At 69.0% G+C, this 12,384-nt stretch carries 15 protein-coding genes; 2 read left to right on the top strand and 13 right to left on the bottom strand.

All coding sequences use genetic code 11. From position 1 onward, the window contains the following. Positions 1 to 17: 17 nt before the first annotated feature. Entirely contained in the window at positions 18 to 1,127 is a 1,110-nt protein-coding gene (locus ABZ851_RS21650; protein WP_361129988.1) for an FAD-dependent monooxygenase, read from the bottom strand. A 176-nt stretch (positions 1,128 to 1,303) separates the two neighbouring features. Between ABZ851_RS21650 and ABZ851_RS21645 the strand changes: the two genes are divergently transcribed. Then, positions 1,304 to 2,272: a GntR family transcriptional regulator gene (locus ABZ851_RS21645; RefSeq protein WP_361129985.1), complete on the top strand. Its 969-nt coding sequence runs from the start codon at positions 1,304 to 1,306 to the stop codon at positions 2,270 to 2,272. A gap of 175 nt (positions 2,273 to 2,447) precedes the next feature. Beyond that, complete coding sequence (locus ABZ851_RS21640; protein WP_361129982.1) at positions 2,448 to 3,599, top strand: CapA family protein; 1,152 nt, start codon at positions 2,448 to 2,450, stop codon at positions 3,597 to 3,599. Between the two features lie 96 nt (positions 3,600 to 3,695). Here ABZ851_RS21640 and ABZ851_RS21635 read toward each other — a convergent pair whose 3' ends face one another. The 12 genes from ABZ851_RS21635 to ABZ851_RS21580 all read right to left on the bottom strand — a co-directional run bounded on the left by ABZ851_RS21635 (position 3,696) and on the right by ABZ851_RS21580 (position 12,050). Beyond that, positions 3,696 to 5,399 carry a cholesterol oxidase substrate-binding domain-containing protein gene (locus ABZ851_RS21635; protein ID WP_361129979.1) on the bottom strand — a complete coding sequence of 568 codons (1,704 nt, stop codon included), beginning with the start codon at positions 5,397 to 5,399 and terminating at the stop codon, positions 3,696 to 3,698. Positions 5,400 to 5,638: 239 nt separating this feature from the next. Beyond that, positions 5,639 to 5,809 carry a hydrophobic protein gene (locus ABZ851_RS21630; RefSeq protein WP_088796174.1) on the bottom strand — a complete coding sequence of 57 codons (171 nt, stop codon included), beginning with the start codon at positions 5,807 to 5,809 and terminating at the stop codon, positions 5,639 to 5,641. Positions 5,810 to 6,034: 225 nt separating this feature from the next. Next, positions 6,035 to 6,451: a gas vesicle protein K gene (locus ABZ851_RS21625; protein WP_361129975.1), complete on the bottom strand. Its 417-nt coding sequence runs from the start codon at positions 6,449 to 6,451 to the stop codon at positions 6,035 to 6,037. 139 nt (positions 6,452 to 6,590) lie between these two features. Further along, positions 6,591 to 6,800, bottom strand: a complete 210-nt coding sequence (locus tag ABZ851_RS21620) for a gas vesicle protein (protein ID WP_336054571.1) — start codon at positions 6,798 to 6,800, stop codon at positions 6,591 to 6,593. Positions 6,801 to 6,844: 44 nt separating this feature from the next. Further along, the gene (locus ABZ851_RS21615; protein ID WP_361129972.1) at positions 6,845 to 7,807 is read right to left on the bottom strand and encodes a GvpL/GvpF family gas vesicle protein; all 963 of its coding nucleotides are present in this window, start codon (positions 7,805 to 7,807) and stop codon (positions 6,845 to 6,847) included. Then, positions 7,804 to 8,235, bottom strand: a complete 432-nt coding sequence (locus tag ABZ851_RS21610) for a gas vesicle protein (RefSeq protein WP_361129969.1) — start codon at positions 8,233 to 8,235, stop codon at positions 7,804 to 7,806. The genes ABZ851_RS21615 and ABZ851_RS21610 overlap by 4 nt, the downstream gene beginning before the upstream one ends. Positions 8,236 to 8,283: 48 nt before the next feature. Beyond that, positions 8,284 to 9,513, bottom strand: a complete 1,230-nt coding sequence (locus tag ABZ851_RS21605; RefSeq protein ID WP_361129966.1) for an SRPBCC family protein — start codon at positions 9,511 to 9,513, stop codon at positions 8,284 to 8,286. Continuing rightward, positions 9,506 to 10,165, bottom strand: coding sequence for a hypothetical protein (locus tag ABZ851_RS21600; protein WP_361129963.1), 660 nt, complete (start codon positions 10,163 to 10,165; stop codon positions 9,506 to 9,508). The genes ABZ851_RS21605 and ABZ851_RS21600 overlap by 8 nt, the downstream gene beginning before the upstream one ends. Positions 10,166 to 10,195: 30 nt before the next feature. Next, positions 10,196 to 10,453: a gas vesicle protein GvpG gene (locus tag ABZ851_RS21595; protein WP_361129960.1), complete on the bottom strand. Its 258-nt coding sequence runs from the start codon at positions 10,451 to 10,453 to the stop codon at positions 10,196 to 10,198. 20 nt (positions 10,454 to 10,473) lie between these two features. Next, positions 10,474 to 11,187 (bottom strand): GvpL/GvpF family gas vesicle protein, encoded by a 714-nt coding sequence (locus tag ABZ851_RS21590; protein WP_336054558.1) that lies wholly within the window; start codon positions 11,185 to 11,187, stop codon positions 10,474 to 10,476. Between the two features lie 2 nt (positions 11,188 to 11,189). Next, the gene (locus tag ABZ851_RS21585) at positions 11,190 to 11,642 is read right to left on the bottom strand and encodes a gas vesicle structural protein GvpA (protein WP_336054559.1); all 453 of its coding nucleotides are present in this window, start codon (positions 11,640 to 11,642) and stop codon (positions 11,190 to 11,192) included. Between the two features lie 75 nt (positions 11,643 to 11,717). Next, positions 11,718 to 12,050 (bottom strand): gas vesicle protein, encoded by a 333-nt coding sequence (locus ABZ851_RS21580; protein WP_336054572.1) that lies wholly within the window; start codon positions 12,048 to 12,050, stop codon positions 11,718 to 11,720. Positions 12,051 to 12,384 lie beyond the last annotated feature (334 nt).

The following is a 12,384-nucleotide window of genomic DNA, read 5'->3' as shown; positions in this document are numbered from 1 at the left end:
CGCCCTCGGCCGCTCGGTCAGCGATCGAGGCAGAACGCGTTCTTGGCTCGTTCCAAGGACTCTTCGGACGCCATACCGCCGGAATTCTCCGTGGCGAGTGCCTGGTTGAGCTCGACGAATGGACGCAGGCGCTCCTCGTACCGCGGAAAAGCGGTGCGGTGGTCGCCGTCCGCCCTGTCGAGTTCATCGGCCAGCACATAGGCACCTACCAGGGCCAGGCTGGTGCCCTGCCCGGACAAGGGCGACGGGCAGTAGCCCGCGTCACCGATCAGCACTGTCCTGCGGTCCGACCAGCGATCCAGGTGGATCTGGGCCATCACGTCGAAGTAGAAGTCGGACGCGCTCCACATGGCCTTCAGGAGCCTCGGGGTGTCGCCTCCCAGATGTGACATCCGCTCGGCGAGGAGTGACTTCTGCCGCTCGGTGTCACGGTAGTCGAGGTCAAGGGGCTCCGACATGAAGCCGAGCATGGCCCTGATTTCGGTGTTGTCGCGTACCGGGTAGACGCAGGAGCTGGCGGTGCCGTCCTGGAGCCACACCTGCCAGTTGTCGAGGTTCAGGAAGTTGTCCGTGCTGAAGACGGCCAGGTGCGGTCCGAGAGGGCGGATGAACCGGCGCTCCTCGCCGAAGGCCAGCTGCCGTACCTTCGAGTGGAGGCCGTCCGCCCCGATCACGAGGTCGAAAGTCCGGCGCCGACCGCTCTCGAAACCGGCGTTGACGCCGTGCGGGCCCTGATCGAGGGTGGCCAGGGAGTCATGGAAGACGTATTCGACGTCGTCCAGCGTTTTCCGGTACAGGAGTTGGGTGAGGTCATCCCGCAACAGCTCGATGTCGTCACTGTCGAGCCGGCCGCTGCTGAACGTCATCTCGGTGGAGCGCCAGAGCTCCTTGCCGTTGCCGTCGTGCATCGACATCCCCCGCATGCGGGTGCGTGCCTGCCGCGCCTCGGCCAAGAGGCCCATCCGTTCCAGGACGCCGAGCGCAACGCCGCGGACGTCGATCGCATGGCCGCCCGGACGTATACCGGGAGCGCGTTCGACGACGGTCGGTGCGTAGCCACGGCGCCGCAGCCAGTAGGCGGCGGTAAGTCCGGCGACACTCGCGCCGGAGATGAGCACGGTCTTCACGGAAACCCCTTCGTACGGTGTACGCGCTTCGCGCTTGAATGTACGCCGTACGCCCAGGTGCGCCAAGTACTCATTTGGCGCCCCTGTACTAGGTCAAGAGGGTATTTGGCGTGGTCTTCCCTGCTAACCTCTGTACTAGTACAGCGAGAAAACGGCGGAAAGAAATGAGGAGACAGGTGGCCGCACAACCCGTCCCGCCCTATCTGCGCGTCGCCGCCGAGATCCGGCGACGCATCACCGACGGTGAACTCGCTCCCGGCGACCGGGTCCCCTCGACGCGTCAGATCGCGAAGGAGTGGAATGTCGCACTGGCCACCGCCACGAAGGCGCTCACCGCACTGCGCCAAGAGGGCCTGGTACGGGCAAAGCCGCGCGTGGGCACCGTGGTGGCGGCTCCTCACCGGCGCCCCGTCGCCGCCCGCCCCCGCACCGCCACGGACCGGGAGCGTGAGCTGACTCGTGAACGGATCGTGCGTGCCGCCGTAGAGATCGCCGATGCTGAAGGGCTGGCTGCGGTGTCCATGCGGAGCGTCGCGGCACGGCTGCAGGCCGCCACCATGACGCCGTACCGCTATGTGAACAGCAAGGACGACCTCGTGCTCCTCATGGCCGATGCCGTTCTCGGGGAGCTCTGCTTCCCCCCTGGAGCGCCCGCCTACTGGAGGGCCCGGCTGGAGTGGGGCGCCCGGTCGCTCTGGACCCTGCACCGTGCGCATCCCTGGCTGGCGCAGATCGGGCCGCTGACCCGCCCGCTGATCCTGCCCCATCTGATCGCCTATTCCGAATGGATGCTGAAGGCCCTCGACGGTCACGGCCTCGACCCGACGACCATGCTCAACCTGAACGCCCTCCTCTACAGCCATGTGCAGGGCATTGCGGTCCAGCTGGAACGAGAAGCGCAAGCCGCAAGCGTCACGGGCCTGTCGGAAGACCAGTGGCTGGACACCCAGGCCCCCGCCCTGGCGGCGATCACCGCGTCCGGCGACTACCCGACATTCACCCAGGTCATCGAAGCCGTCGGAGAGTCCGGGTACGACCTGGACCTCGATGAACTGTTCGAGATCGGCCTCGGCTCCATGCTCGACGGCGTAGCCGCGCTCATCGAGGGACGGTCCCGCCGAGCGGAGCGTTCGGGCACGCCTTGATCACCTCGATGCCCGCCCTGAGCAGGCAACTTCCTCCGCCCGGCTACGGCAGCTTCGCCGGTCGAGAAGGTGCCGGGCGTCGTACGTGTACTGATCCACCCGTCCCCGGGGGCCCGGGGCACCGCGTGGACCGCTGCGACGGGAAACCGCCGCCGACTGGTTCTAACCTGGGGGAATGGGCGGTGACTTGCTCACGCTGTTTTTCTGCGGCGATGTCATGCTCGGCCGGGGCGTCGACCAGATCCTTCCGCACCCGGGGGACCCCGCGCTGCGGGAGGGCTACGTGCACGACGCCCGGGTCTATGTCGAGCTGGCGGAGGCGGCGAACGGTCCCATCGACCGTCCGGTCGGCTTCTCCTGGCCGTGGGGGGAGGCCCTGAAGGTGCTCGATGAGGCGGCGCCCGCAGCCCGGGTGCTCAACGTGGAAACCAGCATCACCCGGAGCGGCGACTTCGCCCGCGGCAAGGGAATCCACTACCGGATGAGCCCCGAGAACGTTCCCTGCCTCACCGCCGCCCACCCCGACGTCTGTGTATTGGCCAACAATCACGTCCTGGACTTCGGCCACCAAGGGCTGGCGGACACCCTCGACGCTCTGGCGGGGGCGGGCCTGCGGACGGCCGGGGCGGGAGCGGACGCCGACGCGGCGAACCGGCCGGCGAGCATCCCGCTCGAAGGCGGCCGCCGGCTCCTGGTCTTCTCCTTCGGCATGCCGTCCAGCGGCATCCCCCGGCCATGGGCCGCGGCTCCGGACAGCGCCGGGGTCGCCTTCGTGGCCAGGCCCTCGTCCGCCGCCGCGACCGCGCTCACCGACCGGGTGCGGCAGCGGAAGCGGCCGGGCGACATCGCCGTGGCGTCCGTCCACTGGGGCGCCAACTGGGGCTACCACGTGCCCCGTGACGAGGTCGCGTTCGCCCGTACCCTGATCGACGGCGGCGTGGATCTCGTCCACGGCCACTCCTCGCACCACCCCCGCGCCCTGGAGGTGTACCGAGGGAAGCTGGTGATCTACGGGTGCGGCGACTTCATCGATGACTACGAGGGCATCACCGGCTACGAGCAGTACCGGGACGACCTGCGGCTGCTCTACCTCGTCTCGGTGGACCCGGACACCGGCGGACTCCACCACGTGCGGATCACCCCGCTGCAGGCCCGGCGCATGCGGCTGCGGCACGCCTCGCACCAGGACATCCGGTGGCTGCGCCAGCTGCTCGACCGGATCAGCTCCGGCTTCCGCCCCTGCGTCGCCGCCGCCCCCGAGGGCACGCTCACGCTCCGTCCCGCACAGGGGAGCGGCCGTGGCTCCGCCGGCCGTCCTCGGCCATAGGGCCAGGGTGGCCGGCGGAGCCGGACGGGCGCGGGGCGCGAGGTGACGTGGCGCGCTCCCCAGGAGGGCAGGTGCCGCCCAGGAGACAGGTGCCCCTCAGGGCAGCAGCGTGTCGAGGAAAGTGTTCGAGAACACCCGTGCCGGGTCGTAGGAGTTGAGGATGTCCCGGGCGGTGCGCCAGTCCTCGAACGCGGCCGGGACGGTGCCGCCCACCGTGGCGGGGTCCGTCCACGGCCCGCTGTCCGTATAGGCCCAGCCCTTGGACCACTCGGGACGTACGGACGCATACGAACCGGTGTAGGTCTGCCAGATCCACTGCTCCAGCTCGCGGAAGAAGGGCCCGGCGCCGGGCGTGCCGGGATAGGTGGCGAAGTCGAGCCACACCACGGTGTCCCACTCGGGATGGTCGGCGCGCGCCCGCGCCGGGGACAGAAGGGGGCCGTCCAGGGGGTCCGTACCGGTGATGCGCAGCTCGATCGGACCGTTGACCGGGTAGGAGCCGCGGCGTTGATGGGCGGTCAGCACGCTCTGGTAGCGGGCGTAGAAGTCCCCCACCACCCGCTGCACATTCGCCCGGGAGGTCAGCACCGCCCACCCCGCTTCGACGATCCGCAGCGTCGTCGGTTCGACGTACAGCAGGCTGTTCTTCGACCAGCCCCAGACGTCCCAGGTACCGGTGACGATCAGCCCCGACCCGACGATGGACATGGCGAGCTTGGTGAAGGCAGGCGTCTTGTCGCCCCCGCCCGCGGCGATCTCCCCGAGCAGCCCCGACATCTCCTCGGTGACACGGTTGGCGAAGGTGTAGGCGTACGGGGCGTCGATCTGCTTGGCGAGCAGCGGCTTGCCGGGCGCCAGGCTCCACACCTTCAGCCACGGCACATCGGTGAACGGGAACCAGATCGCCTCGATGCGCCCGGTGCGGTCCAGGTAGGAGCCGAGGGTGCGGCCGCCCGTACCGGGCGGGCCGAAGACCGTGCCCACGTTCACATCGAACCAGTTCTGGCAGCGCAGCCGCGTGTTGGCCGCCGCGGTCATCGTCACCTCGGTGAGGAAGGCGCGGCCCAGATGGACGAGGAAGGCGCGGATGTCGGGGTCGGAGCGGGTGAAGGTCTTGAGCACATAGCGCCCCTCCGCCGCGCTCCACACCACCGCGGTGAGCGAGGTGACCAGGGAGCTCAGCGTGCCGAAGCCGGAGCCCGCGGGCGGCTGTTCGGTGGCGGTGGGCAGGCCCGTGCCGTGGCCGCCGATGGCGAGCACCCCGCCGATGGTGAGGTCGCCGGGTGCGGTGGTGGTGGCGAGGCCGAGCCCCGCCTCCTCCAGGCGGGCGAGGATGGTGTCGAGCGTCGCCCCCGTCTGCGCGGTGACGCTCCCCGGGCCGCCGCCGCGCACGCTGACCGCGGTGAGGTGGGAGGTGGTGTCGACGATGACCGTCCGGTTGGTGTCGGCCCCGGCGGGTACCACCAGCGGCGACCAGGTGTGGCCCTTGCCGCGGGCCCGTAGCCGGTAGCCGTGCTGATGCGCCCAGTTGGCGAGGGTGACCACGTCGTCGGGCGTACGGGCGGAGGCCGTCCACACGCCCTCGACGACGATCTCCAACGACCAGTTCCGGAAGGCCTGCTGGGAGAGTGGGATGTCCGCTGGAAAGTCGGGCGGAGGGGCGAGGGTGGTCGCGGCGCTGCCCAGGGGGATGCGGTGCGCGGGCTGCAGCCTGGTTGCCGCGGCCAGTCCCGCGGCAGCGGCCCCGGTCAGCAGCGTGCGGCGGGTGAAGGAAGCTCTTCGAGCGCTGTCGTCGGACATGGCTGTCCCTCCGGCGCGCGGCGCGCCGGCCCCGCTGCACCGCGCATGGATCGTAGGGGTGAGACCGTACGAGCGCCCCGGTGCGGTGGGGATGTGCCGGAAGAGTAGGGTGACGCGCCATCAGTTGCAATGGCCGTCAGGAAATACCGCTCCCCGGCGGGCCGAAAGGGATCGGCCCGCCGGGGAGGGCTGTCGGGGGAGTGGGATCCGGGTCTGCCGGCGGTGCCGGCTCCCCCGTTCTACCAGCGGTACCAGCGGCCGCGCCGGCCACCGGCGTCGGCCGACCGCATCAGGAAGCCGAGCAGCCAGAACGCCAGCACGACCACGGCGACGATCCACAGTGCCTTCAACGCGAATCCCGCGCCGAAGAGAAGCAATGCGAGCAGCAGAACCAGAAGCAGCGGAACCATTTTCCTGCACCTCCGTTTCGGTAGGACGCGAGAGCGCTGAGGGATAAACCACGGGAACGAGAGGAAATCTGGTGCGCTCTGAGTCCCTTTCCTGCCGTCTTGCCGCTCACGGCGCGTGGAAACATGGCGTGGTACGTGCGTGATACGTGGGAGAGCAGGCGGACTCAGGGAGATCGGTGAGGTCGACGAAATCGTTCAGGCCACATCGGGCGACATCAGGTGACGTCAGGCGATGTCCTGAGGAGGCAGCAGGGAGCCCAGGGGGCCGAGGTCGAGATTGAGGTCGGCCATCGTGAGGCCGTAGCGCTCACAGAGTTCCGTCATACGGTCCTGGAGAATCATGAGCGTCATCCCGACTTTCTCTTCCTGCTCCTCGCTCAGATCGCCTTGGTCGACACGGTGGAGTGCGGTGCGTTCCATGAGCTGCCGCAACAGCTCCACGATGGTCAGCACCAATTTGATGAGGTCGCGTTCGACCGTCTCCGGGTCGGTCTTCAGCCGCTGGGCGATGGCGCTGTCCCGCCCCTGGCGGTGCTCCCCGGGCCCGGCCGGCACCAGGTCGAACGCCCGTGCCGCCGCCTGTGCCACCTCCGCGAAGGCGGGCTTCACGGGCGTGGCCGGATCAACCGGTTCATCCGTCATGGCGTACGTATCCCTCCGCCACATGGCAATTTCTCCCCGGGGGCGGTGCGGGAGGCGAACTGATGAGCCTGGCAAGCGGGTTCATGGGGGTCTTCTTCATGGAGTCTTCTTCGTAGGGCCTATACGGCGCCGCGGATCTTCACCACGGTGCCGGACTGTCGGGCGTGATCGAACGAATCACCGCTCGCAGGTTGATATGCACCAGATCCACATCGGCAATGGACAGCACCACATCTCCGGTAAGGACCGCACCGCCGTTCAGGAGACGGTCCAGGAGATCGATCAGAGCAATCTGCCGCCCGGCAAGAGATTCTTCCCCCGAGTGGTCCGTCACATGGGAGGAAGTCATGTCCGAGGCGTCTGGGAAAGCGGCTTCATGAAGGTCGGTTCCCTTCACGGATGTGTGCCTTCCGCGGGCGGTGTCGCGAAGGAGTACGGGGCCCACGGACCGGTGATCTCGACGCGGACGCCGGGGACGCCATCGGCCAGACCCTTCAGAGCCCGGTGGAATTCCCCGATGCGGTCCGTGGGGACCAGGTAGGCCTCGTTGGCGATGTTCTCGCCTGCACCGGACGCCAGTTCACCTTGCTGCGGCCGGTGCGCGACCCTGCCCCGAGCCATGTCGGCCACCCGGCCCCGCACCTCGCCGGCGACGGCTCCCGCCGCGCGGTAGGCATCACGATGCGTGCGCTGCTGGGCCCGCCGCTGCTGCAAATACGCCCGGCCGGGGCTGACCGCGGACGCAGCGGGGGCCGCCTCGTCGGACGGCGCGGGAGCTTTGGCCGCGGCCGCCGCGCGTGCGTCCGCGTACACCTTCACCCCCACCTCGGCATGGCCTTCGAGTCGGGAGAGCAGCGCGTCGAACTCGGCGCCGCGCTCGTCCAGCATCGCCCGCACCCGGCCATCGTCCAGATACACCGTGGCCAGGCGCATGGGCAGCACCATGGTGCCGGCCCAGGCGGCCTCGACGACGGCGTGGTGTCTCCGCGCGATCGTCTCCAGCTGCGTCAGGTCCTCCAACTGCGCCTTCATGCCCTCCGTGCTGAAGGCGTCGGCCGGTACGGAGGAGACGAGGGCGGTCAGACGGCCGGCGGTGACCGTCCGCAGGGGGCCGTCCCGCAGTCCGGTCAGCCGAGGAGCCGACGCTTCGAGGGCGGTGCCGGCGCGGCCGATGGCGTAGACGTACGACATCCGGGAGCGGTCGGATTCTTGCTGATCAGCGGGCCCGTCGGCGGGCCGGTCGGCGGGCTGACCGGCGGGCTGACCGGCGGGCCGATGAGCTGGCTGATCAGTGGGCCGCTCGCGGGGGATCGGCGCAGCGGCGGTCTCCTTCGCTCCTTGCAGGGGGCGGTTCACTGCTCCTCCTTGCGGTCTGCCGGGTGCGCGTCGGGGACCTGGCCCCGGGAGGAGCCGATGGCCGCGCGCAGTTCGGCGAGTTCGGCGCGCAGTTGCCGGTTCTCCTCGGCCAGCGAGTCACCGGCGAGGGCGGGCGGGCGCCCCTCGGGAACCTGCTGCGGTGCGCGGGCGCGGGACGACAGGGAGGGATCGTGTTCCCACCAGTCGATGCCCATTTCCTTGGCCTTGTCGACGGAAGCGACCAGCAGCCGGAGCTTGATGGTCAGCAGCTCGATGTCGAGCAGGTTGATCTGGATGTCGCCCGCGATGACGACGCCCTTGTCGAGGACGCGCTCCAGGATGTCGGCCAGGTTGGCGGACGACCCCTGCCGGCCGTACGGGGACGGACCGGAGGAAGGCCCCATACGGCCGGCCAGTGAATCGGACATGATCAGCCTCGTCTGTGCGGTCGCGGTCGTGGTCGCGGTCGGGACGGGTCAGCGGGCAACGGCGGCCCGGCGGCCCCGAGGGGGTGCCGACGGCTCGTCCTCGTCGTACGGGTCCCGGTCGTCCGCCGGGTCGTCGTCCTCGTGGAGGGGTTCCCCGTGGTCCTCGTGTTCGTCCACGAGCTCTTCGAGGTCGTCTTCGTCGCCGTCATCGCCGACTTCGCCTTCGGCTCCCTCCGCGAGACCGTCGCGGTCGTCCACGCCCTCCTCCTCGGCGTCCCAGGTGTCCTCCGGGTCTCCCTCGTCCTCCGGATCTTCCTCGCCCTCGACGTCCTCGTCTTCCTCGTCCTCGGCGTCGGCTTCCTCATCGGTCTCGTCGGCCTCGTCGTCCCCGGGGCGCACCTCGTCGGAGCCGCGTTCGGCGTCCTGTCGGTCCTCCTCCTCCGCCGCGACGGCGTCCTCGTGCTCGACCACGACCTCGCCGTCCTGGATCTCACCGCGCCAGCCATCCGTGGCCTCGCCGCGCAGCATGATGAATTTGCGGTAGAGCTTGAGGTCCAGCCGGGCCCGGCGGCCCTGGGCTCGCCAGATATTGCCGGTCTTCTCGAACAGCCCCTTGGGGAAGTACTCGAGAACCAGCAGCACCCGGGTCAGGTTGTCGGTGAGGCGGTGGAACGTCACCACACCCTTGACCGTGCCCTTCGCGCCTTCGGTGGTCCAGCTGATCCGCTCGTCGGGCACCTGCTCGGTGACATTGGCCCGCCAACTGCGCGTGGACTTGGCGACCTTCACCTTCCAGTTGCTGCTGGTGTCATCGGATTTGTCGACACTGACGACGCCCTTGGCGAAGGTGCTGAACTCCTGGAACTGCGTCCACTGGTCATACGCCTCGCGTACGGGAACACCCACATCGATGTCCTCGACGATCGTCACGCTCTTGGACTTGCCGCCACCGCCCTTGCGGCCCTTGCCGAACAGGCTCTTCACCTTGTCCTTGACGGTGTCCTTGAGGTGCGAGGCGCCCGCGGTCAGCGCTGCCTGCTGCGGCGACTTGCCCTCGCCGAGAGCCTTGCCGCCCTTCGCCAGACTGCTCACCGGGCCACCGGCGCCCTGGCCGGGTTCGGCGAGCTTGCCGACGCTCTCGCCCAGCTTGTGGCCGAGGCTGGTGACCGCGTGTTCCGCCCGTGCCTGGAGATAGTGCTGCAGCTCCTCCTTGAGCTGGTCGGCCGCCGGGCTCTTGGTCACCTCGTCCTTGATCTTGCTGAAGGTCGACTCAGCCATTGCTGCCCCCACGGTCGGCAGCCGTGCGCGCCGCGCCGGAAGCCTTGTTCGAAGCCTTGTTACGGGCACCGGAGGCGGCCTTCCGCCCCGGGGCGGTGGAGGTGCGTCCGCGGGAGGACGCGGCCTTCGACGAGGTCTTGGCCGCGCTCGACGCCGAGCGCCGTGCCTTGGAGGACCGGTCGGTGGCGGTCGACTTCCCGGCCGATGCCGATTTCGTGGCCGAGGTGGTGGCCGTCTTCTTGGCCGTCTTCGTGGCCGGCTTCCGCTCGTCCTGTGCCTCGCCCCCTGCCTCGTCCCGCGGCGCGTCCTCGGGCTCCGGATCCGCATCGTCCGCCGCGCGCCCGGTACCGTCCGCCCCGCCCTCGTTGAGGGCCAGGGTCCGCTCGTGCAGGGAGTCGGCGAGACCGTTCATCCGCTGGTTGAGCGCGGCGCCGGCGGCCGACTTCGTGGCGTCCACCAGCTCCTTGCGCACCTGGTCGTTGAGGGGACCGAGGACCGGTGAGTTGGCCACCAGGGCGCCCAGTTGCCGCGGGTCCAGATGCAGTTTCCGGCCGGCCAGGAACATGCCCAGGCCGATGGCCATCTTGGCTTTCTTCGTGCGCCCCAGCAGGTAGCCCCCTACGAGGGCCACACCTATCTTGGCGTTGCTCATCATCTCTCGTACACCTCGTTCTCCCCGTGATCAGGAGTCGGTACGTAGTCGTTGCTGGCTGGCCTCCAGCCACTCCAGCCGGTCCAAGAGCTCGTCCTCGCGGGAGTCGAACTCCTCGCTCGTGATGCTTCCGTCCAGCAACTGCTGCTCCAGCGCGGCCAGTTCCTCCCGCACCGGCTCCGGGTCGTAGTACTCGCGCTCCGCGGTGAGCAGCACCTGGTCCAGGACCCAGACCGTGCCCCGCACCGGGGCGGCCGGCAGCGTCAGGATCTGCGTGATGAGGCCCATGACGGATCGCCGTCCGCCCGTCAGACGAAGCTGTACGGCGGCAGCGGGCCGTGCAGACTGAAGGCGTAGGCGTCTCCGCGCCGTCCGGCTTCCGTGTGGACCGCCTCGGAGAACGCCGCTGCCTTCTCCTGTTCGACGAGGAACGACACATTGAGGAAGTGGCGCTTCGTCGGTTCGACGTTCGCGGTGCGCACCGCAGCCGGCGCGAGCCGGGCCACGATGTCCGTACGGGCGCGGTCGTGGCGGGCCTCGACCTCCTGCGAAATCAGCTCGCCCAGGGCCACCTTGGCGTCGTAGGCGTCCGGATTCTGCCGGGTACGGTCGTTGAGCTGCGCTACCTCGGCGGACTCCCGCACGATCTCCCGCAGCAGGTCGTCCTCGTCGCGTGCGACCTTGAGGTGGTACTCGCGGCAGCCGTCGATCTCCTTGAGACGCTGGGTGTAGGTCTCGCGGTGTTCCTCCAGGGCGGAGACCACCTGCGCGTCGTCGGGGCCGACCAGCCCGAAGCGCATCGGGAGGGCGGCACCATCGGCAAGCAGCCGTTCCTGGACGCTCTGATGGGCCGCCACATCGCGGCGCTTGGCCCGCAGCCCGTCCGGTGCGTCGCTGACCACCGCGCACAGGTCCTTCGTCTTGACGGTGCGCAGCCGGGCCGCCGGGTCACCGACACCGGTGACGCCGGACAGCTGCAGGGGGTGCTCCGCGCCGGTGACGGCGTAGAGGTAGGTCGCCATGGTCAGTCCTCCCGACGGCGGGCCGTGCGACGGCTGGTGGAGCCGGTGGATTTACGCGCCGGGCGCTCTTCCTCGGCCTCTTCCCCGGATCCCTCCTGGCCCTTGTGCAGGGACTCGGTGAATGCCTCAACGGCGCCGGTCAGTGCGCCCTTCGACTTTCCTTTGGCGCCGCTCTCGGTTGCCTCACCGACCAGATCGGTGAGCTGGCTCGGTGCCTTGCGGCCCGATTCCAGGTCCAGACGGTTGCACGCCTCGGCAAAGCGCAGATACGTGTCCACGCTTGCGACGACGACGCGTACGTCAATCTTGAGAATTTCGATGCCGACGAGGGAAACCCGCACAAAGGCGTCGATGACAAGTCCCCGGTCGAGAATCAGCTCAAGGACGTCATAGAGATTTCCCGAGCCGCTGCCGCCGCTGCTGGTCGGTGCGTGGGATTGCTGAATGGCTGTCACGGTCAATCATCCCTTCCAGTTGACTGGAGCGGGTCATGGGGCCGTCACGTCATGGCCGGGCCGAGCGTGGCCGCATCATCGGTCGATCTGGCCGCGTCCATAGCGGCGAGTGCGCTCGTATCCCAGGAGTTGGCCCTGTGCGTCGAGGTGAACGCGGTAGGAAGCCATGACGCTCGCGGTGTCCGGAACCCTTTCGATCTCCACCACTTCCACATCCGCCGACCAGCCGTCATCGGTGGCCTTGAGCGCCGACACCGAGGCGGGCTCGCATTGCAGCATCTGGGCAAGTTGCCCCGCAGCGTGGCGCATTGCTGTGGGGGCGGCGATCCGGTCAGGTCCGCCGTGGGGGTGTGCTTCTTCCTTGCGGTTTGATTCTTTGCGGTCCGTGTTTTCCTCGGTCGCCATGATCCCGCCTGTCGTGCGTCGTAGGGTTTTTGTCGAAGTACGGTGGATGTCTGTGGCGATGGAGGACCGCGTGCCCCCGTGACTCGCACATATGCGCAGCCGCCCGCGGAGGGCGGAATTCCGTCCCGGCGAAGGCATGATCCGTCGGTCAACTCGTCGATCACTCCACCGGCCCCGACGCGAGCGGACCGGAACTCCCTGATGCCTGATCCGGTTCCTGGTGCCCCTTCGTGTACCCGCTCTGGCCTGCGGGGAAAGGGAGAACGGGGCGGCTCACCACGTGAATTCCACGGTGCGGAACCGATGCGGAAGGAAATTCAGGGCGCGGGTGCCCGGC

The organism is Streptomyces sp. NPDC047049 (genome assembly GCF_040643995.1).
Taxonomy (GTDB): domain Bacteria; phylum Actinomycetota; class Actinomycetes; order Streptomycetales; family Streptomycetaceae; genus Streptomyces; species Streptomyces mooreae.
The sequence above is the reverse complement of the archived record's forward strand: the minus strand, read 5'-3'. Positions and strand labels throughout refer to the sequence as shown.